Raw genomic sequence first — 22,283 nt, forward strand, 5'->3', positions numbered from 1 at the left:
ATTCGGTGTGAGCAAGTGTCTCGTATAGATGGAGCGCGCTGCGCGCGAGGATATCGAGCATCGGACATCGAATAAGAAAACGGTGCATTTACAAAAATCTACATTGCAATGTGGACTTTGCATTTGAACGCGTGGTTAAATCCGCCGCTTGAAGTGGCGAGGCGCAAAAGTGAGCGGAAGTGCATACGGAAGAAATGTTTCGCTGGTTATGCGGGTGCGAAGCCGCTCGCTTGCCGTATTGAACAATTTACTTGTGGCGCAGCCGGAAACCTTGGCAATGGGGCCGGGCAATCATGCCGAATGCCTTCATCCGTTCGAGAGCCTGTGTGGCTCGCTCGATCTGTTGAACGGGAGCGGGCAACAGACGTTGCGGGAGAGCGGAAGTCCGGTGTTCGATCTGCTCGGCAGGTCGGGGAAGTTCGCCGGGCAAAATCCTGTTGAGACCTTCGAGTCGGGGAACGCAGACGTTGACGGCGCTTCCTTCATGAACACGTTGCACGAGCGGTATTGCGATGCACTGCTATCTCCGCTCGAGGCGCCGCGCGACGGCTGGGTGGGTTCGACCACCGTGCAAAGCGAGACCGGCAGCGGCGCCGATGTGTGGGAAGGCGGTCCGGACACACCAATCGCCGCGTTTCTCGGCGACATCAACACGATGGAACAGGCATTCGGTGCGTTTCGCGACGTCGAGTCGCCGCATCTGAGAGAAGACATCCCCGAGGTCCTGTCGCTATTCGCGCCGCCTGAACAGCAGGCATTGGCGTCGTTACGCGACACCCATGCCCTGCCTCCCGAACTGGCGAGGCGTGAACATCACATGCTGTCGCTCGACAGCCCGATGCAGTCGATGGAGCACCTGCGCGGCGACGTGCTGTCTCAGGCGTTCGAACCATTTTGAAGAAGGCAGAAACGATGGGCCAGTCTGAGCATGGCGTACGCGCATTAGCCGGCGTTACGCCGCATGAATGGATGCTGGCGTGTGAGGCACGCGTGCGCGCGGAACCGGCAGAACGGACGCACCGCTGGACGCTAGCGCAGGCGCTTTGCGTGGCAGGCGAGTGGCAGCGCGCGCTGCAACAACTGCAGACGCTCGGCCTGCTCGATCGCACGAACGAACGCCTCGTGCAACTGTATCGGGATCTCATCCGGGCTGAGCGATGGAGAGAAAAGGCGATGGCCGGCATAGAGACGCCCGCATTCATCCGTGACGACGTGCCCGCGTGGATGCGTGGGCTGCTCGACGCCTTGGACCATCACGCGCGCGGCAATCTCGAAGGCGCCGATCGCGCGCGGGAGCATGCCCTGGATCTCGCGCCGCTCGAACCGGTTGTTGCCGATGCGACGCGCTTTGACTGGATTAGCGACAGCGACACGCGCTTCGGCCCGGTTTGCGAAATCATCGCGGCGGGCAGCTATCGATGGGTGGCGTTTGCGGACCTCCGCAGTTGGCGCATCGAACGTCCATCGGCGCCGATCGATTTCGTGTGGGCGCCTTGCGTGCTGACCCTGAAGGATGGCGCCGTGCTGCATGGATTCATGCCGGCGCGGTATCCGTTGGGCCTGGAGGTACCGCACGACGAGCGGGATGCGTTGCTGACCGGAAGCAGGACGATATGGCAGGACGTGGGGCGCACCGGTGTGATTGGCGCCGGTCTTAAGACATGGACGACGCCGGCCGGAGACTTCGGAGTTTTCGAACTGAACGAGTGCTCGTTTGAGGCCGATGCATGCGGCGAACCGATGCATGCAGGTGACGCCGGCGCGGAGATACAGGCATGAGCAATACGCCACAGCAAATTCGGGAGCGCGGCGGCCGCGCCGCAGTGCCGCGCCGTGCGGACACACATCTGTTGCCGACGCTGATCGATCGTCTGCGCGACGACGCGCCGCGGCGCACACACGAAGCGCCCGGCGAATATACGGTCTCGCGGACACAAATGCGCGAGATTATTCAGCGCGATCTCGCGTATTTGCTGAATTGCACGAATATCGAAGATCAGATCGATCGTCGCCGCTATCCCGCCGCTGCGGCATCGACTGTGAATTTCGGCGTGCCACCGCTTGCTGGCGGCTATGTGGCGTCTTGTCGTTGGGAAGATGTCGAGAAGGCGGTCAAACGCGCGATCCGGGATTTCGAGCCGCGCCTTATTGCCGACTCGCTGTCGGTTCTGCCGCTCGACAACAATGTCGGAACCAGCCTTTACAACAATCTCGCCTTTGAGATTCGCGGCATGATTCGCATGAATCCTTATCCGCTCGAGTTCATGGTGCAAAGCACGCTCGATCTCGAAACGAGCCGCATGCGCGCGGTTGCAGGCCGCGCATAGTACGGTCCGCGCGTCAGGAGACTTCAGCTTGGACTCGAGGCTGCTCGATTACTACAACGACGAACTCGCGACATTGCGGGAATCGGGTGCTGAATTTGCCAAAGCGCACCCGAAAATCGCGGGGCATCTAAGCATCACGCCCGGCGACCCGGTTGACCCCTATGTAGAGCGGATTGTCGAGTCGTTTTGCTATCTGACGGCGCGCACGCGCGTGAAACTCGACACCGAGTTTCCGCGCTTCGCGGCCCGGCTGCTTGAGGTCGTCCATCCGGGCCTGACCGAACCAATGCCCTCGATTGCCGTTGCGCGCTTTTTCCCGGACGTCCGGGACAGAAGACTCATTGAAGGTTTTCAGATTGCGCGCGGCTCACCGCTCACCGGGCGCGTCGCGCACGGCGAGCAAACGGCCTGCGAATTCCGCACGAGCCAGGATGTGGTGCTTTACCCCATCGAGATCGCGGGTGCGAGTCTCACTGACGTTCCACGCGATGTTGCATCTCTCGCGCGTTTTGTGCCCGCGAACACACAGGTGCGCGGCGCCCTCAGGTTCCGATTGCGTATCACGGGAGACGCGACTTTCGCGCAATTGCACACATTGGACCGGCTGCCCGTCTGCCTGACCGGAGAAGAACGCCCTGCATCGCATCTTTTCGAACTCGTGCATACGGGCAGTGCGGCTGTGCTTGTTGTGGAACCAGGCTCGGGCGATGTGGGCAATGTAGTTGCCGCACTCGGCCCGCATGCAGTCGCGCACGAAGGACTCGACGCGGATGAGGGACTTTTGCCGCTCACGCCGGTGAAGTTTCATGGGCATAACCTGATTCGGGAATACCTCGCTTGTCCTCGCCGATTTCATTTCTTCGCGCTCACGGGGCTTGCGGCCGCGTTCTCGCGCGTGCAGGGGCGGGAGGTCGAGATCATCGTCTTGCTCAATCGTCCGCCGGACCGGCTTGCTGGCCTCGTCGATGCGTCGCACTTTGCGCTCTTTTGCACGCCCGTCGTCAATCTGTTCCGGCAAAGTACGGACCGTGTCGAACTGTCATCGGCGGCGACCGAATTCCACCTTGTGCCGAGGCGGCGGACACCGCTCGACTATGAGGTATTCGCGGTCGAAGCGTTGCATGCCTACCCGGCTGACGCTACCTCGTCGCAGGTGTTCCGGCCGCTGTATCAGACATTGAACGGCGATGAAGGTAACTATGGCCGCTATTTTTCGGTGAGACGCGAGTCGCGCGTTGCGTCCGACTGGACGCGACGCCACGGTTCGCGCACGCCGTACACGGGCACCGAGGTCTATGTGTCGCTCGTCGACCAGCGTGCGGCGCCATACAGTGCGAATCTTCGCTTTCTGTCGGCGGACGCGTGGCTCACCAATCGCGACTTGCCGATGCTCGTTCCGCGTGACGGAGTGAACGATCTATTCGGAGACGACGCTGCGCCGGTGGCGAGCGTCGGACTTGCCTGCGCGCCCAGCGCTCCCGGATTGCCGTTTTCCGGGAGGGACATGGCGTGGCGCCTGATTCGTCAGCTCAACGTCAACTCGCTGTCGTTCGAAGAGATCGGCCATCGTCACGGTGGCCTCGGTCTGCGCGACCTTCTGCGACTCTTCGCGGCGAGCAGCGACGCGGTACAGCAGCGCCAGATCGAAAGTCTTGTTGGAATGAAGACACAGCGCGTATCCCGCAAGCTGGCGAACAAGGGACCGCTGGTGTTCGCCAATGGTATCGAGTGCCTGCTGACCGTCGACGAAGACGGTTTCTCGGGTATCAGCCCTTATCTGTTCGGACTGGTTCTCGAGCAATATCTGATGCGCCATGCCGCGATTAACACCTTCACGCAGACGGAGTTGCATTCGATGCAGCGCGGATGTCTGATGCGTTGGCCCGCGCGCGTCGCGACTCGCGGAGCTCACCGTTGACGCACGCCACGCCAGGTTCTGCCGGTCGTGAAGCGGGGCTTTCGCAAGACATGATCGAACGACTGCACGCACAGCCTTGGCGTCACGGGTTTTTCTCCCTGATGCGCCGCGTCGGGGCGGACCCGGACATCGATCCGATTGGGACTGCCCGACGTCCAAACGCCGAGCCTTTCCGCCTCGGACAGAAGCCGAGCCTGACATTCGCGCCGAGCGAAGTCGCCGGTGTGGGGCAAGCCGGCGCGCGTCTGCGCCTCCGGTTATATGGGCTCGGCATGCTGGGACCCAACGGCCCTCTGCCGATCCATGTGACGGAAATCGCGCGCGAACGGGAGGAAAACCGCGGCGATAGCACACTGGTCGATTTCCTCGACGTGTTCCACCACCGCTATCTGACACAGCTGTACCGCACCTGGGCCAGTGCGCAGTCTGCGGCGGCGGGACTTGATCGTGCGGGTTCGGAAGGCGAGCGGTTTTCGTTCTACGTCGGATGTCTGTCGGGACAGGACGCCGTGGAGATCGACAAACGGACGCTTCCTGCTCATGCCCGGCTTGCCGCGTCGACGCATCTGGCGCGCGAGGCGCGCGATCCCGACAGTCTGCGCATGACGATTGCGCGCTATTTCGGCGTGCCCGTGTCGATCGACGAGTACGTGTTTCATTGGATTAGTCTCGCCGACGAGGACCGTAGCCGCCTTGGCATGCCTGGCGCGACGTGCACGATGGGCGAGGGGGCGATTCTCGGCGATCAGGTGCCGGACTGCCAGTATCGCTTCCGGATCGTGATTGGCCCGGTGGGTATTGGCGAATATCTGCGATTTACGCCGCAAGGTGCGGATCTGTCGGCCCTTGTCGACTGGGTGCGTAGCTTCGTCGACCGCGAGTTCGATTGGGAACTCGAATTACGGATCCATCCGGACAATGCTCCTCCCGCCGTGATCGGCGGACCGCAGCAATTGGGCTGGTCAGGATGGCTCGGAACATCTCCAGGCGGCAAACCTATCACCGGCATGCGTTTCGATCCCGAAGCGTATATGAAGGACCGGAGATGGGCGGATGAAACACCTTTCGCCGATACAGGAAAGCAACGATGAGCAGAGGAAATCAAGCCGTCTTCGCGTCGTCCCATGACTGGATGATGCCGATCGAGCCGGACGCACCGTGCGGCGCCGACCTCGAATACGATCCGGAATTTGTCGTGTTGTCGGCGCATGTTGCCGCGCGCATGGACGCGCAGTATGGCGACTTCGTCGGCGTGCCGGAACCCGTCAACTGGGGCGACGTCGAGCGCGATTGCCGGCGCTTGATGATGCGCAGCAAGGATGTGCGCCTCGCTGTGATATTCACACGGTGTCGTACGAGGCTCGCGGGGCAGGTAGGGACGGCGGAAGGATTGAGTCTTCTCGCTGCGTGGCTCACCACTTTTGCTAGCGCCATTCACCCGCGACCCGACGTCGACGAAGACCCGGAAGCAGCGGGGCAAATCCGCGTAAACGCGTTGCTGGCGCTGACTGACGTGGATGGCTTGCTCGCGGATGTGCGCGATATCGCGCTTACGCGTTCCAGTGTCGCGCACCTGCGGGTGCGCGACGTGGAGCGCGCCTTCGCGCAGCCACGACCGAGCGATGCGCTTGCGCCGGAATCCGTGATTCGCCAGATCGAGGATTTGCGTGCGCAGAATCCCGACGCGCTCATGGGTTTCGACAGTGCGCTTGCCAACCTGCAGGTAATCGATGCGTGGGGCCGGGAATATCTCGGAGCACATTTTCCCGACCTTGCTCCGCTTGCGCGTCTGCTCGGGCACATCGCGAACGCGGGAACGAGGCTGGGCGGAGCCGATATCGAAGCGGCGGACATGCCTGCAAGCACGGCTGCGGAAACGTTTCTGTCGCCGGTTGCTCAGGATGTCGAAGAAGTCGTCGAATCGGTGATGATCGCCCGGACTCGTGTTGTCGATGGCGAAATGGGTGCTGTGCGTACAGCGCTCTGCGATCGCAGCGCGGCACTCGACCGGATCCGCGAGGCACGCGTCTGGTTCGAGCAGCATGAGCCGAGCAGTCCCATTCCGCTTCTACTGCGCCGTGCCGAGCGGCTTGCGGGCAAGCGCTATATCGAGGTTATCAGGGCGATTCCTGTTGAGCTCATCGAGCAGTGGGAACGAGAGTAATGGATTCTCTTCTGACGGAGTTCTATAACCAGGAGGCGCTCTACCTGCACGAGCTGATGGACGAGTTTTCGAGCGCGCACGCGAAGATTGGCCGTCGACTCGGCATGCAGGCCTCGGCAATCAATGATCCCTACGTGCAGCGATTGATACAGGCGTTCAGCTTCGTTTCGGCGCGCATGCAGATGAGGCTGGCAGCGGAGTTTCCGCAATTCACCGAGGATCTGCTGCAGACGATTTACCCGAACTATACGGCGCCGACGCCGGCCATCTCCGTTGCGCGGTTATTTCCTGACCACAGCGAAGGCGATCTGACTGCCGGCTTTCTGGTCAAGCGCGGCACGACCTTCAGAAGCAAAGTGCCGGAGGGCGAGAAGTCGGCGTGCCAGTATCAAAGCAGTCAGGACGTCGTACTGTATCCGCTCGAAGTCGTTAGCGCACACCTCACCGGCGTTCCACCGGATATACCTTCGCTTAACCGCCGGATTTCCTCGGCGGCGGGCGCAGTGAAGGGTGCTTTGCGCATCCGGTTGCGGACGACAAACGGTTGCAGGGTCGCGGATCTACAAGGTCTCGAACGGTTGCCCTTCTATCTCACGGGTGCCGAGTCAAGCTCGTCTCGCCTGTTCGAACTGCTGCATGTCGCGGCAATCGCAACCGTCACCGCGGAACCTGGACAATTTGGCGCCGCCGGCGCGCAACTTCATGTCGTCGATTGCGATGCGCTTGTGCACGAAGGCATGGATCCCGGTCATAGCGTGTTGCCTTTGCAGCGAGCCAGGTTTCATGGGCAAAACCTGTTGCATGAGTACTTTGCCTGTCCGTCGAGGTTTTACTTCTTCACGCTCGCCGGATTGCACGGCGCATTTGCCAATCTTGGTGGCTCCGAAGCTGAGATCGTCGTGCTCCTGAGCCAGTCGGCCATAGAACTCGCGGGGCATGTCGACGCGGGAAACTTCGCGCTTTTTTGTACGCCCGTCGTGAATCTCTTCCAACTCAGGATCGACTCCGCGGAACTGGTGGAAGGCAGCCTCGAGGTACCGTTGCGCCCCATGCCGTTGCATCCGTTGGATTACGAGGTATTTGCCGTGGAGCGCGTATTCGGGCACGTTGAGGCGAATTCGGAAAAGCTCGAATTTGTGCCGCGCCACCACGTGCTACACGACGACGAAGGAGACCACGGACGCTACTATGCGGTGCGGCGTGGCCCGAGGGTGCGCGGCAATATCGCTCGCCGTTACGGCACGCGCACGTCGCATAGAGCGAGCGAAATTTATGTTTCGCTTGTCGATCGCGATGGTCTTCCCTATCCCGAGCGCCTTGACTACCTTTCAGCAGACGTCCTGGCGACAAACGGAGACTTGCCTCAACTGCTTGACTACGACGGCTGTGACGATCTCGAGGCGATGCACTCGATGCCTGTCGCCCAGATCGGATTGGTCTGTCGCCCGAGCGCGCCCCGCTCATATCTCGCTCAGCGTGAGACCGCATGGAAGCTGATTTGCCAATTGAGCCTCGGACACGCGCTATTGAGGCCATCGCGCGCGGTTGCTTCGAGCGATTCGTTACAGGAAACACTGCGTCTTTTCGTGATGCCGGACGACACGGCGCGCCGAGCGCAGATCGATAGCATCGTATCGATGCACGTGGAGACCGTAACCAGAAAATTGCCTTGCAGTACGAACTTCGTGCTGGCACGCGGTGCGCGGGTGTGCCTCGGTGTCGACGAATCCGGTTTTCAGGGGACCAGCCCCTATCTGCTTGGACTCGTGCTCGAACATTATCTTTCGAGGCAGGTTTCGATTCACTCGTTCGTACAGATAGAAATGCATTCCGTTCAGCGTGGCTTGATCGCGCGTTGGCCGGTACGAAGGGGAATGCGCAGTGTCGCATAAATGCTGATATTCAATTCCATGAGTAATTTTCAATTCTTCACATATCCGGTCCGGAAATCGATTGAATGCTTTATATAATTCGTTTGCATGACGAATTAGCGTTGAATATTTAAAAAACACCGACGAAATTGAAAAATCGATTCCATGCCGAAATTCACAGCAACCCGAACGATTTCCGCACGCGGTGCCTCGCTTCCCACGTCGGTTTCAGGCGAGCCGCTGCTTAAGTTACGTTCTGTCAGAGGCACCGAGCGCTTATCCGAAATCTATGAGTATTCGCTCCACCTGTACACGCCGGCTGACCCGTCGCTGAGCGACGAGCTGACATCGAACCTCGACCTGAAGGCCATGATCGGCAAATCGCTGACCGTCACCATTGATCTCGATGGGGCCGGAGCCTCGTCGCGGAGCCCTGCGCCGCAAGCAAACACGGGCGCCGGCAAACGCGAGATCAGCGGACTCGTCTTCGCGGCGAAGTACCTCGGTCGAAATGCCCGTCAAAGCCACTATCAGATCACGATAAAGCCGTGGATAGAGCTGGCCCGGCAGCGCACCGACTACCGCATTTTCCAGCGGCAGTCGGTCGTCGAAATTATCGACAGCGTGCTGAAGGACCAATACATGTATTCCTATGTCAAACGCTTGAGCAATGACTATGCGAAGCTCGAGTATCAGGTTCAGTACGGGGAATCTGACTTCGCGTTCATACAGCGTCTGATGCAGGAACACGGCATCTACTGGTTTTTCGAGCATTCGAACGGTTTTCACCGCATGGTACTGGTCGATCAGATCAGCGCGCACAAATTCGCGGACAGTGAGGCCTATCGAACGCTTCTCTACAAGACATCGGACGGCCGCATCGACGAGGAGCACATTAGCGAGTTCGATATTACTCAGAGTCTTCGTCCGGGTGTATGGACCACCGACGACTACGACTTCACCAAACCGAAGGCCGTTATCACGGCGAGCAATGAGTTGCCGCAGCATACCGCGCACAATCAGCTCGAGCGCTATGAATGGCCAGGCGATTACGTCGACCCGGCGCAAGGCGATGCGTTTGCTCGAGTGCGTATGCAGCAGTTGCGCGCGGAGGGTGAAACCGGTCATGGCAAGGGCAACGTGCGCAATATCGCGTGCGGCACGGTGTTTGAGCTCGACCGCTATCCCGTCGGGAGCGCGAACCAGAAATACCTGGTGCTGGGCGCGACCTTTGACGGTCGGGAAATCGTCGATGCAACGCAGACCGGCGACTATGCGATCACGACCGAATTCGACGTACAGCCTGCCAATACGATGTATCGGCCGCGACGAACCATATCGAGGCCCCGCACGACCGGACCGCAAACCGCGATCGTCACGGGAGCGCCAGGTAGCGAGATATGGACCAACGAGTACGGGCAGGTCAAACTGAAATTTCACTGGGACCGTTCACCGGTGAAGGACCAGAACTCTTCCTGCTGGGTTCGGGTGTCCTATCCGTGGACAGGCACGAACTATGGGTCGATCAATATTCCCCGGGTCGGGACTGAAGTGATTGTCGATTTCGAGAACGGCGATCCGGATCGACCGATTGTGACGGGCCGGGTTTACAACGCGGCATCGATGCCGCCGTGGACGTTGCCCGATAACGCGACGCAAAGCGGAACATTGACACGTTCGTCAAAAAACGGCGCGTACGGGAACGCGAATGCGATCCGCTTCGAGGACAGGACAGGCGCGGAAGAACTCTGGATTCACGCAGAGAAAGATCAGCGCATCGAAGTGGAGCACGACGAGAGCCACTGGGTCGGGAATGACCGGAAGAAGAAAATCGACGGCAACGAGACAGTGCACGTCCAGAAGAATCGCACGGAAACGGTTGCGATGAACGAGACCATCGCGGTCGGAATGAACCGGACCGAGGCCGTTGGTATGAACGAGACCGTCGTCGTTGGACTCAACCGGATGATTTCGACCCTCGTCAGTCAGGAGGTATCGGTTGGCATGAACGGGATGTATTCGGTCGGAGTCATGCGGACGGATTCGGTTGGCGTCAATTATCAGTTGAGCGTCGGGCAGAACCTGCAGGCCAGCGCGGGGAAGGTGCTCAACGTCAGTTCCGGAGGGACGGCCGCTTACACCGCAAAAGACAAGCTCACGCTGCAATGCGGGCAGGCGGCTATATCGCTCGAGAGCAATGGAAACATTGTGATTAGCGGCAAGATCGTTGGCATCCAGGGCGCGCAACAGGTGGGAATCAATGGCGGTGTCGTGGACATCAACTGATCGGATCGCGCCTTGCTATTCCCAAAAACCAATGGAGGGTTTGTTCGTGGAGTTCGTTAACAGAACGCCGTTTTCTGCGCTTTGCTTTAGCGGGCTGGATCTGGAAGACGAAAAATTTCACGTGGCCGTGGTGAAAGTCGGTTACAGGCTGGAGCCGGCGGGCAAGGCGGGTCACTTCATCGCGAAGACTCTGGAAGAAGCGCCCGCTTTATGCATGAAGGACGAATACTATGGCGATGCGAATCACAGCAGTGTCCGGGAAGAAAGCGACCTTGCGCACTATAAGCCGCGCTGTGACGTGATTTTCCGTGGCAGCGCATACGCGCCGCAAGGCAAGCCGGCAGCCGGGTGGGACGTGCGAGTCAGGATCAGCGCGCCAGCCTCGTCATTCGACGTCGTCACGTCGCACCGGAACGTGACGTCTATGCTCCATCTCAATCCTGAGTTGGACGCGCGTTATGAGGAGCGCTGGCCTGTGCCGGCCGCGCAGTCCGTTGAGCCGGAACGGACGGCTTCGCAGACGGTCTTGCTCGAAAAGTCCTTACGTATAAGCGGTCAGCGTGAGTTTCAGCGTCATGGGGACGGGTGGCGGCTGAGCAACCCTCAAGCTGCGACGCACGTCCCCATGCGCTGGGAACATGCGTTCGGCGGCAGCAGCGTGGTGCGCAATCCTGCGCATGCGCATGATCCGAAGCAACCGGAATTCCTTCTGAACGAAGTCTGCTACAGCAATCCGCTGGGTTGCGGATGGATTGAGCAGCGCCATTTCGACGCGTTGCGTGACGCGCAGCAGGAACCGCTTGTGCGACTGCCGGCGCCTCAAATCGAGGCGCCGCAGCAGGGGGTTCAGCAGCCGGTTCAGACGCGCCATCCGGATCGGTTCGATGCAGCGAATCCGGATGAATTTATCCGTATCGTACAAGGCTACGGCCACCACCCCGCCGGCTTGGGTATCGTCGGGCGGTGCTGGGTTCCTAGACTGCAATTGGCGGGGACATTCAACGAGAAATGGAAAAGCGTGCGTTGGCCCTACCTGCCTCACGACTACGACTTCGGATACTGGAACTGCGCGCCGAGAGACCAGCAAATCGAGGCGCTTCCGCCGGATGCCCGTATCGAGTTGTGGAACCTTGCTGATCCGGCACACACGTCGGATGGGTATCTCCGGGTCGACTTGCCCGAAGACTGGCCTTTCGTGCACATCTATTTGCACGACGGTTTAGGGCTGCCTGTACCGATGATGACCGACACGCTCGTCATCGATACCGACGCGATGTCGTTGACGCTCACGCATCGCGTCCAGTTCGCCGAGAAGCCTGACATTGAACGCGTGGAAGCGTGGGTCCATCGGCAGCCGGAGCCGTTCCGCAAGCCCGTGTGAAAGCGCCTCTTTATTCGGTGGCAATCCGCCGCCGTGACCTTTGAAATATCTCTCGCGATGGCCACTGCACTTACTGCGCGCCGGGATGGCGCATGGTTGATTATCAGTCTCGTCCCGGACGTTTGCCTGACGCCGATGGGCAGCGTTCCGGTTCCAGTTCCTTATCAGGTCACCGCGACGCTTGGCTCGGCACAAGCGACGACAACCACCGTGAATGTGAGGGGTGACCCCGCGTTCGTCTATGCCGATAGCTTCGTACCGACCACACAAGGAGGGGAAGCCGGCACGCTAGGTGGCGTCAAGAGCGGGACGACGGCACAAAAGACGAGACCGCTATTGCACAGCAATACGGTGAAGTTTCAGGGCAAAGCCATCGTTCGCAGTAACGATCTCTTCTGGATGAATGGGCCCTGACAGCATGTGCGATTGACCGATGACGAGGGAGGCGGCGAGCTTCGCCATGTCGCGCGCCTATGATCGACGGCATTCTTGGGTCCAGTAACAGGTCGATAAAGTCGAATCGGGATGGTGAAGGTGTTAAAGCTATGGTAAGCGAACATTACGTCAAAGTTCAGTTGGGCATCGTTCCTGTGTCCCAATCGGGAAACACGGTTGGCAATCCGGCGCAGGGGGACGTCATTACGTCTGGCCCTTTCGGCCTGATCGGGAAACATAAGGGTAAAAACCTGAAAGAGACCGACCCGGACTGGCAGGCGCACCTCCATGACGTCCTGGATATGTTTGGGAATCTTCCGGTCATCGGCGTTCTGTTTAATGCGATCAACGCAGGCGTGTATATCGCTGAAGGCAACATCGCGGGTGCAACGGAAGCGCTCACCATGACGGTCATGGATCTTCTTCCCGGAGGGGGCCAGGTTGCTTCGGTGGGGAAGGCTGCTGAAGATATCGGGAAGCTAGCGGAAAAAGCCGGTGTCAAGCTTGCGGAGGGGGAGGCGGAAAAGGCAGCTAAGGCTGTCGTCGAGAAGCAGCTTGAGAAGCAGGCCGAAATAAAAGCTGAAAAGGAGGCCGCGGAAAAGGCCGAAAAGGATGCACAAAAAAAGGCCGAGGAAGAGGCTAAAAAGGAGGCGGATAAAAAGGCCAAAGAAGGTGGTCAGGTCGAGCAAGGCGAAAACAAAAAGTGCGAAGGCAGCGGTGGGGTGGGGCATCCGGTCAATCCGATAACGGGTGTCAAATACCTCACGGGCGACGAAGATCTGGATTTCGAACTACCCGCTGTGTTGCCATTACGCTGGCAGCGCACCTATTTTTCTGACATGACCGGCAACGGCTGGTTGGGACAAGGTTGGTCGCTTCCGTTTTCATCGTTCCTGAAGCGCACGAACGATACGCTACTGATGGTCGATTCTCAGGGCAATGAGATGCGTTTGCCCACTCTGCAGCCAGGCGATTGCAAGCCTCTGCGCAGCGTCAATTTCCATGTCAGCAGCGAGGCGAACGGGCGTTACCGGTTCACGTCTGCGGATGGCGGGACGCATTACCTTTTCGCGCCTCTGACCGTCAATGCCGACCCAGGTGACGCCGATCGTTCCCGCTGTATTCCGCTGGTAGGCATCGAAGACCGCCATGGAAACCACATCCGTGTGTTGTACGACGATGCCGGGTTTCCCGAACTCATTCACGATGCGGCCGGTCGTACGCTCAGGCTCGAGTACATCACATTGCGTCTTCACGACGCGCTGACGGTCCGGCGACTCAGCCGCGTCATGCTGGGCGCGGAGGTACTCGTCTCTTATGCGTATTCGGATGCGGGAGATCTGGCGCGGGTATGCAACGCGGAGCGGCACATCACGCGCGAATACCTGTATAGAAACCACGTCCTGATCGAACATAGCCTTCCCGGCGCACTGATCGCGCGGTACACCTATGACGAGTACACGTCGAACGGAAAAGTGCAGCGCATCGAAAACAATCTCGGACAATGCTGGCAATTTCGCTATCTGTCCGACAGGACGGAACTGACGAACCCGCTCGGCCAGACCGAATGGTTCTTCTTCGATGAGCGGAACATGCTGGTGGGCCGTACCGACGCAGCCGGAAACACCACGCGCTTCGATGTCGATGGCAGCGGCAATACGGTTCTGGTCACCGACCCTGCTCAGCGCGTGACGCTTGCGACCTACGACATGTGGGGAAATAGAACGTCGGTCATGGACCCGGCAGGCCAGCGCACGGAGATCCTGTATCACCCGCAGTGGCAGCGACCGACGCTCATGGTGGACGAAGCCGGCGCTGCCACACGCTACGAGTACGACGCAGCGGGCAACCTGCTGCAACGGACGAATGCGCTCGGACATAGTGTTGAGTTGGCTTACGACGAACGCGGACGCGTTGTTCAGGTTACTGACGAGCGCGGCGGAAGCCGGCAACTGCGATACGGCGAAACCGGACAGCTCATCAGCCAGACCGACTGCTCGCGACAGACGACGCATTTTGTCTGGGATGATTGGGGGCATATGCAGTCGGTGACCAATGCCGCCGGTGAAACAACACGATACTCGTGCGACCGACGGGGACGGGTGCTGAGGATCGAGCATGCCGACGGTAGCAGTGAGGCATTCGACTACGACGTACACGGCCGCCTGACTGCACATATCGACGCGCAAGGCGCACGTACGCAATGGGAGTTGAACCCGGACGGCCTGCCTTCAGCGCGGATCGATGCGCTGGGACACCGTTTGCAGTACGAATACGATGCGTTAAGGCGCCTGTGCGTGCTGACCAATGAGAACGGCGCGCAATATCGCTTTGCCTACGATGCTGCCGGCCATGTGAGCGAAGAACGCGGCTTCGATGGGCGCGTGATCCGTCACCGCTACGACGGGTCCGGACTGCTGATCGAACGGCTCGAACTGGGCACTCAGGCGGATACTGGAGTCGGTGCGCCGGACGACGGTCAGGCCGACATGCTATGTACTGCGTTCGAGCGCGATGAGGCCGGACGCGTGATCGCCACGACGACGACACGCACACGCGACCAGCGCGTCGAGCGCATCACCTGGAAGCACGACGCAGCCGGCAGGCTGATCGAGGCAGACAACCAGTGTTGTCGTCTGCAACGCAGTTACGACGCGCTCGGGCGGCTCGTCGCGGAGACGAGTCATGTCCTCGGCGAAGAACTGACGCTCACTTATGAATACGACGCGCTCGGTAATCGGACTGCAACGACGCTGCCGGATGCCCGGCAGATCAACTACCTGTTTTATGGTTCAGGCCATTTGCATCAGATCAATGTTGACGGCGACGTAATCTGCGACATTGAGCGGGATGTACTGCATCGGGAAGTGCGCCGCACGCAAGGCCGGCTCACCAGCCACTATCAGTATGATCGGATCGGGCGATTCATCGCGCAACAGGCGCTCGAAGAAGTGGCGTCCACGCGGCAGGTCACGCCGGTTATTTCGCGAACCTACGACTATGACCGCGTCGGTAACGTGCGGCACGTGGTCGACCAGAACGGGCGCGCGCGCCACTATCAACACGATGCTTTGGGGCAGTTGATTCAGGCTGACCAGGAAATTTTCTCGTTCGATCCCGCCCATAACATGTTCAACCGGTCCGGTTCTCCAGTGGTCGCGAATAACCGCGTAACAGAATTCGCGGACAGAACGTATATCTACGACCCATACGGGAATGTCGTCGAAAAGGCGACCGGTTTCGGCACACGAATACAGTTCGATTACTCACCAACGCACCTCGTCGAGCGCGTGCGTATCACGGGTGATGCCGGGGATACGAATGTCGAATATGGCTACGACGCGTTGGGCCGGCGCGTGTTCAAGAAAGACGCCTCAGGAACGACGCTATTCCTGTGGGAGTTCGGCCGTCTGCTCGGCGAGATGCGGCAGGGCCGCATGTTCGTTTATGTGTACGAGCACGAGAGCCAGGTTCCGCTCGCGCAGATCGAGGTGAGCAATGGCTTGGCCCACACCCAGGGACGTCAGTCGACAGTTCGTTATTACCACACGGATCAGTTCGGCGTTCCTCACGAATTGACTGACCGCGATGGAAAAGTGCAGTGGCGCGCCCGTTACCATGCGTGGGGCAATACGCGAAGTGTGATGTCCGATGATGTCGATCACTTGCGTGCGGGCGGTTCGCTTGTCCATCAGCCGTTGCGGTTAATGGGACATTACTTCGACCACGAGACCGGGCTCCATAACGATCAGTATCGATACTACGATCCCGATGCCGGGCGTTTCATGACACAGGCCTCGTCAGGTCTGGCTGACGGCGGCAATCCGTATCAATACCGTCCGCGCGAAGCGGGCGTTCCGATTTAACCACTCCGGGCTTTGGCCCTGTTGTGGGTCGATTACCGGAAAAAATGGAAGGACAGATTCATGCCTTATACCCAAACAATCTATTGCCACGGCGCACCGCTATTTAGCGAAGTCGGAGGCCAAGGCTCGGGGAATTATATGAGCGGTCAGCAGGCTGCCAAGCAAGTGTCGAATCAGGTCAATCCCGACACCAAGGTCATCGACTATCGTTCATGCTATGGCGCCAATGGCGGTCCAATCTCGAATGCCCAGATGCTCTCCAACGAGACAGGAAAGACGGTCATTGGGTATCAGGGCACCTATAGTGGCGTAAGCTCGCATCCTGTTACGTTTCATCCGCAATCTTCCGCGACTGCGTGCGTGACGGGTGCGTTGAACAACGCGTTTGGTTCGATAGGTGCAGTTGCCAAGAAGCTCTGACGAGTCCTGTGCGTGGCGTGTGCTTATGACGAAGACCGGGGGCGATGAGACCGTAGACAAGCGATGGCGGGCCTTGCCCGGTTGTGTTGCTGCATAATGTCCTGCGTCGCTCTCGTCCAATCATGACCACCACCGCCGATTCTTCCTCCGCTCCCCACGCTTTTGCTACGATCACGTGGCCCGAAGCCGATGGCCCGCAATCCGCCCGCTGGCGCTCCGAAGCAGGCGTGCCGCCACCCAAACGCGTCGTCCTCGCCGACGACCGCACGACAGCCGATGCCGCCTACCGTCTTGCATGCGAAGGCACGGCATTGCTTTGGCGCGGCGACTTCCAGAACGCGCGGCAACTGCTGCAGGCGATGACACGCAGGCTCGAGCGCAAGCCGCCCAAACGCGCATCCTCGCCGCTGGATGCGTTCAACCTGCACCGGCAAGCGCAATCGCAGCGGGCGCGCACGCTCGGCATGCTGCTGATTCCGCTCGACGCGGACTACACGATTCCGCTGCGTCGCGCACCCAATGTGCAGGACGCGTGCACGGAAGCGTACGGCGCGCCGGGCGGCGATGCGTCGGTGGTGTCGCTGCGTGAGCTGCTCGGGCTGATCGGCGCGCATGAATGGCGCAAGAAGGGCGTCGAGATTCCGGCGCTCGGTGAACGCATCCATCCGCATTACGGCGTGTTTTCGCCGGTGCGCGGGGAATACATCGATCTGGTCGCGCGCACGCCGCTGCCTTCGCTGGAGCTAGCGTTCGATATCGGCACCGGGACCGGCGTGCTGTCCGCCGTGCTCGCGAAGCGCGGCGTCAGCAAGGTTGTCGCCACTGATCAGGATGCGCGTGCGCTCGCCTGTGCCCGCGAAAACCTCGAGCGCCTCGGCTATGCGAGCCGTGTGGAAGTGGTCGAAGCGGATCTGTTTGCGCCGGGCCGCGCGCCGCTTATCGTGTGCAATCCGCCGTGGCTGCCCGCGCGGCCGGCGTCGCCGATCGAGCACGCAATCTACGATCACGAGAGCCGGATGCTGCTCGGCTTTCTCAATGGTCTCGCCGAACATCTCGAACCGAACGGCGAGGGCTGGCTGATTCTGTCGGACTTCGCGGAACACCTTGGCTTGCGCACGCGCGACGATCTGCTCTCAGCAATTGATCGCGCGAAGCTCGTGGTCGCGGGGCGCGAAGACATCCGGCCGCGTCATCCGAAGGCGACCGACCCGTCCGACCCGCTGCATGCGGCGCGGGCGGCGGAAGTGACGTCGCTGTGGCGTCTGAAGGCGCGGTAGGCACGGCAGGCGCAGCGAATGTGAGACTCGCGTAGCAAGCTGCCCGGTAGCTCAGCATCAAAGGCCTCCGGCTCTTAGGCGCTTGCGCGGTATTGGCGACCAGGTAATTGACCGCCGTTTGACCCACCGCCGTTCACCGCCCATCAGGCGCGAACATCCGGCGCGACGCTTACCGTCCCACGCTCGCCAGATAGCTCAACGCACCCATCCCCGCCGCCAGCCCGCTCGCAAAACAGGCGGTGAGCAGATACCCCCCCGTCGGCGCTTCCCAATCGAGCATCTCACCCGCGCAGAACACACCGGGCAGTTCGCGAATCATCAGATGGGAATCGAGCGCCTCGAACGGCACGCCGCCGGCGCTGCTGATCGCCTCTTCGATCGGCCGCGCGCGTACGAGCCGCAGCGGCAGCGCCTTGATCGAGCGCGCCACACGCTCGATATCGAAGTAGTCCTCTTTCGACAGGCACTCGTGCAGCAGGCCCAGCTTCACGCCCGCAATGCCGATCCGGCTCTGCAGATGGCTCGACATCGAACGCGAGCCGCGCGGCCGCACGACTTCGTCGATCACGCGTTCTCGCGAGAGTCCCGGCGCGAGATCAAGCTGGATGACCGCGGCGCCGTCCGCCTGCATGCGTTCGCGAATCGGGCCCGACAGCGCATAGACGAGACTGCCTTCGACGCCTGTCGTCGTGACGACGAACTCGCCTTGCCGGTGCTGGATCTGGTTGTCGACATCGGTCACCGAGATCGCGACCGCCTTCACCGGCTGGCCCGCAAAGCGTTCGCGAAACGGCTCGGTCCAGTCCGTGTCGAAGCCGCAGTTCGACGGCGCGAGCGGCGCGACCGGCACATCGCGCGCTTCGAGCAGCGGCACCCACGACGCGTCGGAGCCTAGCCGCGGCCAGCTGCCGCCGCCAAGCGCAAGGATCACCGCATCGGTGTGCAGGATTTGCTTGCCGGTCGGCGTCGCGAGGCGCAGCGCGTGCCGCGTGCGGGCGTCCGCGCCCGCTGCGTCCCAGCCGACCCACTTGTGCCGCATGTGAAAACGCACGCCCGATTCGCGCAGCCGATGCAGCCAGGCGCGCAGCAGCGGCGCCGCTTTCATGTCGGTCGGAAACACGCGCCCCGAACTGCCGACGAACGTATCGACACCGAGCTCGCTCGTCCACACGCGCAGTGCGTCAGGGCCGAAGCGGTCGAACAGCGGTCCGATCTGCGCGTGGCGCTTGCCATATCGCGCAATAAAGCGGTCGAGCGGTTCCGAATGCGTGATGTTCATGCCGCCCTTGCCGGCCATCAGAAACTTGCGGCCAACTGACGGCATCGCGTCATAGACGTCGACCTGCACGCCGTGCTGGACGAGCGCTTCGGCCGCCATCAATCCGGCGGGGCCGCCGCCGATAACGGCGACGCTATGACGGTCATGCAAAATCGACATGCGTGGCAAAGAAGCGAGAGTGGGGTGTCGGGCAAACGCGCCTGACAACGGTTACAGGAGAAAGCGGGCCGTCAGGTGGCATCCGCATTTTCCCATAGGCGCACGGTGCGGCCCAATGCGCATTGCGCGGCCGGGACAGACGTATTGTGCAATGCGCGCCTTTCGAAGCGCTTTGCGGTCTGACAAAACGGCACGCTGGCGGCCGGCTTATTTTTACCGCATCGCGACCTATACTTTTTGACAACCCTCCATTGGACGCGCTTCGCGTCATTTCCCCGCGCACACGCCACCTGCCAGCCGATCGAACCAGGCCAATCTGCCGCGCGGTTCATCGCATAGACCAAACGGCATGGACGCGCGCGCACTCATTGATGTGAGGAGTACTGCCATGAGCCGCGTATTTATCGATTGTCGTGAATTTCCAAGCGACATTGGGTGTTCGGTCGCGTTGTGCGCCGATTCGGAAAGCGAGCTGCTCGAAGCCGCCGTGCAGCACGCGGTCGCGGTGCACAAGCACGAGGACTCGCCCGAACTGCGCTCGCAGTTGAAGACGATGTTTCACAACGGCACGCCGCCGGCCGAAACGGCACGCAGTGCGTGAGCAAGAGCCGGCCCGCGGGCCGGCGTTGGGGCATGCATGCCGACCGGCATCCGCATTCGCGCTGCCGGTCAGAGATACCGCATCGGCGGAAAGCGCGCGCCGCTTGACCTGATGTCAGGTCACCACGCCCACTTGCCAGGGCACGAACTCATTCTGCCCATACCCGTGCACTTCGCTTTTCGAGCGCGTGCCTGACGCGCAGTCGAGCATCATCCGGAAGATCGCTTCGCCGAGTTCGTCGATCGATGCCGTGCCGTCGATGACGCCGCCGCAGTTGATGTCCATATCGTCCTGCTGACGCTCCCACAGCGCGGTGTTGGTCGCGAGCTTGAGCGACGGCGACGGCGCGCAGCCGTACGCGGAGCCGCGGCCGGTCGTGAAGCAGATCAGGTTCGCGCCCGACGCGACCTGGCCCGTCGCCGACATCGGGTCGTAGCCGGGCGAGTCCATAAACACGAAACCTTTCGCGGTGATCGGCTGCGCGTATTCGTAGACGTCGACGAGATTGGTCGTACCGCCCTTGGCGACGGCGCCGAGCGATTTTTCGAGGATCGTCGTGAGGCCGCCCACCTTGTTGCCGGCCGACGGATTGTTGTCGAGCGCGGCGTCGTTGCGCGCGCAGTAGTCCTGCCACCACGCGATGCGCGCGAGCAGCTTCTCGCCGACCTCGCGGCTCACCGCGCGACGCGTCAGTAGATGCTCGGCGCCGTAGACTTCCGGCGTCTCGGAGAGAATCGCGGTGCCGCCATGCCGCACGACCCGGTCGACGGCCGCGCCGAGCGCGGGGTTCGCCGAAATGCCCGAGTAGCCGTCGGAGCCGCCGCATTGCAGCCCGATGTTCAGATACGACGCCGGCACCGGCTCGCGCGTGGCGCGATTCGCGTCGGCGAGCATCTCGCGCACCATCGCGATGCCGCGCTCGATGGTCTTGCGCGTGCCGCCGCTATCCTGAATTGTGAAGCTGCGCAGCTTCGGCTGGTCGTCCTTGAGGCCGCCCGATTCGAGCACGCCGCCGATCTGATTCGCCTCGCAGCCGAGGCCGACAAACAGCACCGACGCGAAGTTTGGATGCACGGCATAGCCCGCCAATGTGCGGCGCAGAATCTTCATGCCTTCGCCGAGCGTATCGATGCCGCAGCCGAGACCATGCGTGAGCGCGATCACCCCGTCGACGTTCGGATAGTCGGCGAGCGCGTGCGGGTTCACGTCGCGCCGGAAATGATCGGCGATGGCGCGCGCCACGGTCGCGGAACAGTTGACGCTTGTCAGCACGCCGATGAAATTGCGCGTTGCAATGCGGCCGTCCGCGCGGCGGATGCCCATGAAATGCGCGGGTGGGTCGGCGAAATCCGTTGCATGCACATCGATGCCGAACTCGTGCTCGCGCGCGAATTCCGCCATACCGAGGTTGTGCACGTGCACGTGCTGGCCACGCGCGATCGCGTCGCGCGCGACGCCGATAATCTGGTTGTAGCGCTTGACCGGCTCACCCTTTGCAATCGCGCGTGTCGCAACCTTATGGCCCGGCGGAATCAGTCCTGCGACGACGAGGTCTTCCGCCTCGATGCGCATGCCCGGCACGAGCTGCCGCGTCGCGATGATGACGTCGTCGTTGGGATGAAGGCGGATGGTGGAATGAACGGATTGCGCTGCAACTGATTCAGTCGGCATGGGCTGGCCTCGAAACGGGGACGTTGGGCAGAAGCGGCTATCTTGGGCTATCGTGCGGCGCATCGATCGATATGCGCCGCGCGCGCTTTTCTTTTGCAAACGATCACAGAATAGCCGATTGCCGACAGGCCATGCGAGCGCGACGAAGATGCGTGCCGGAGGGGCGCGCGGTGCAGTCGGCCGCGCGCCATGCGATCGCGCCGCGACAGCGGCGCGCGAGCGTCTTAGCTTTTGCAGATGGTCCAGGTATCAGCCTGCGCGTTCAACCCGCGCATTTACCCCGGATACGCCTCATCAACTTTCAACCCCGCAAGCTTGAAGATCACCCGCAGCGTTTGCGGTTTGATATCGCGCCGTGAAGCGAGTGTCGACATCACAAAGTCGAGCACTTTGGCGTACTTGAGCATGATCAGAACCGTCTCGAGATCGACGCTGCCGTCGCGCATGACCTCGGCAAGACGCAGCATCTCGACCGAGATATCGCGCGCCATTTCGAGCTCGAGCTGCTGTTTCTCGGTCCATTCCGGAGTCGTCGTTAGTTTCGCGAGCAGTTCCTGAAACTTCTGCTCCGCGTTTCCGTTGGGTGTCGTATCCATTGCCGCCTCTTCTGGTCTGAGCGCGCTTACTG

General features: G+C 60.9%; 17 protein-coding genes. 14 read left to right on the plus strand and 3 right to left on the minus strand.

Annotation, left to right across the window (positions count from 1 at the left end; all coding sequences use genetic code 11):
* Window positions 1-484 precede the first annotated feature (484 nt).
* The 13 genes from KZJ38_RS03465 to KZJ38_RS03525 all read left to right on the plus strand — a co-directional run bounded on the left by KZJ38_RS03465 (window position 485) and on the right by KZJ38_RS03525 (window position 17,945).
* Window positions 485-898, plus strand: a complete 414-nt coding sequence (locus KZJ38_RS03465) for a TagK domain-containing protein (RefSeq protein ID WP_219798788.1) — start codon at window positions 485-487, stop codon at window positions 896-898.
* Between the two features lie 14 nt (window positions 899-912).
* Entirely contained in the window at window positions 913-1,779 is an 867-nt protein-coding gene (locus KZJ38_RS03470) for a type VI secretion system accessory protein TagJ (protein WP_219798789.1), read from the plus strand.
* Window positions 1,776-2,327 (plus strand): type VI secretion system baseplate subunit TssE, encoded by a 552-nt coding sequence (gene tssE, locus KZJ38_RS03475; RefSeq protein ID WP_219798790.1) that lies wholly within the window; start codon window positions 1,776-1,778, stop codon window positions 2,325-2,327. Before KZJ38_RS03470 ends, tssE begins: the two co-directional genes overlap by 4 nt.
* 28 nt (window positions 2,328-2,355) lie before the next feature.
* Window positions 2,356-4,245, plus strand: coding sequence for a type VI secretion system baseplate subunit TssF (gene tssF, locus KZJ38_RS03480; protein WP_219798791.1), 1,890 nt, complete (start codon window positions 2,356-2,358; stop codon window positions 4,243-4,245).
* Between the two features lie 50 nt (window positions 4,246-4,295).
* Window positions 4,296-5,336 carry a type VI secretion system baseplate subunit TssG gene (gene tssG / locus KZJ38_RS03485; protein ID WP_219800098.1) on the plus strand — a complete coding sequence of 347 codons (1,041 nt, stop codon included), beginning with the start codon at window positions 4,296-4,298 and terminating at the stop codon, window positions 5,334-5,336.
* Window positions 5,333-6,409, plus strand: coding sequence for a type VI secretion system protein TssA (locus KZJ38_RS03490; RefSeq protein ID WP_246641631.1), 1,077 nt, complete (start codon window positions 5,333-5,335; stop codon window positions 6,407-6,409). The genes tssG and KZJ38_RS03490 overlap by 4 nt, the downstream gene beginning before the upstream one ends.
* Window positions 6,409-8,301 (plus strand): type VI secretion system baseplate subunit TssF, encoded by a 1,893-nt coding sequence (tssF, locus tag KZJ38_RS03495; RefSeq protein ID WP_219798792.1) that lies wholly within the window; start codon window positions 6,409-6,411, stop codon window positions 8,299-8,301. The genes KZJ38_RS03490 and tssF (KZJ38_RS03495) overlap by 1 nt, the downstream gene beginning before the upstream one ends.
* A 144-nt stretch (window positions 8,302-8,445) precedes the next feature.
* Entirely contained in the window at window positions 8,446-10,566 is a 2,121-nt protein-coding gene (locus tag KZJ38_RS03500; RefSeq protein WP_219798793.1) for a type VI secretion system Vgr family protein, read from the plus strand.
* Between the two features lie 46 nt (window positions 10,567-10,612).
* Window positions 10,613-11,947, plus strand: a complete 1,335-nt coding sequence (locus KZJ38_RS03505; RefSeq protein ID WP_219798794.1) for a DUF2169 family type VI secretion system accessory protein — start codon at window positions 10,613-10,615, stop codon at window positions 11,945-11,947.
* Between the two features lie 33 nt (window positions 11,948-11,980).
* Entirely contained in the window at window positions 11,981-12,361 is a 381-nt protein-coding gene (locus KZJ38_RS03510) for a DUF4150 domain-containing protein (protein WP_219798795.1), read from the plus strand.
* 131 nt (window positions 12,362-12,492) lie between these two features.
* Entirely contained in the window at window positions 12,493-16,248 is a 3,756-nt protein-coding gene (locus KZJ38_RS03515) for a DUF6531 domain-containing protein (protein ID WP_219798796.1), read from the plus strand.
* A gap of 60 nt (window positions 16,249-16,308) precedes the next feature.
* Window positions 16,309-16,668, plus strand: a complete 360-nt coding sequence (locus KZJ38_RS03520; RefSeq protein WP_219798797.1) for a hypothetical protein — start codon at window positions 16,309-16,311, stop codon at window positions 16,666-16,668.
* Between the two features lie 122 nt (window positions 16,669-16,790).
* On the plus strand, window positions 16,791-17,945 hold the full coding sequence (locus tag KZJ38_RS03525; protein WP_219798798.1) for a methyltransferase: 1,155 nt from the start codon (window positions 16,791-16,793) through the stop codon (window positions 17,943-17,945).
* A gap of 169 nt (window positions 17,946-18,114) precedes the next feature.
* On the opposite strand, the gene KZJ38_RS03530 is transcribed toward KZJ38_RS03525, so the two are convergent.
* Complete coding sequence (locus tag KZJ38_RS03530) at window positions 18,115-19,383, minus strand: TIGR03862 family flavoprotein (protein ID WP_219798799.1); 1,269 nt, start codon at window positions 19,381-19,383, stop codon at window positions 18,115-18,117.
* Between the two features lie 388 nt (window positions 19,384-19,771).
* Between KZJ38_RS03530 and KZJ38_RS03535 the strand changes: the two genes are divergently transcribed.
* A complete protein-coding gene (locus tag KZJ38_RS03535; RefSeq protein ID WP_219798800.1) occupies window positions 19,772-19,984 on the plus strand; it encodes a DUF1059 domain-containing protein in 213 nt (70 codons plus the stop codon).
* A 114-nt stretch (window positions 19,985-20,098) separates the two neighbouring features.
* Here KZJ38_RS03535 and KZJ38_RS03540 read toward each other — a convergent pair whose 3' ends face one another.
* Together KZJ38_RS03540 and KZJ38_RS03545 are read right to left on the minus strand one after the other, a co-directional pair.
* The gene (locus KZJ38_RS03540; RefSeq protein ID WP_219798801.1) at window positions 20,099-21,655 is read right to left on the minus strand and encodes a UxaA family hydrolase; all 1,557 of its coding nucleotides are present in this window, start codon (window positions 21,653-21,655) and stop codon (window positions 20,099-20,101) included.
* A gap of 275 nt (window positions 21,656-21,930) precedes the next feature.
* The gene (locus KZJ38_RS03545) at window positions 21,931-22,251 is read right to left on the minus strand and encodes a type II toxin-antitoxin system HicA family toxin (RefSeq protein WP_219798802.1); all 321 of its coding nucleotides are present in this window, start codon (window positions 22,249-22,251) and stop codon (window positions 21,931-21,933) included.
* Window positions 22,252-22,283: the final 32 nt, after the last annotated feature.

This window comes from Paraburkholderia edwinii (assembly GCF_019428685.1).
GTDB lineage: Bacteria > Pseudomonadota > Gammaproteobacteria > Burkholderiales > Burkholderiaceae > Paraburkholderia > Paraburkholderia edwinii.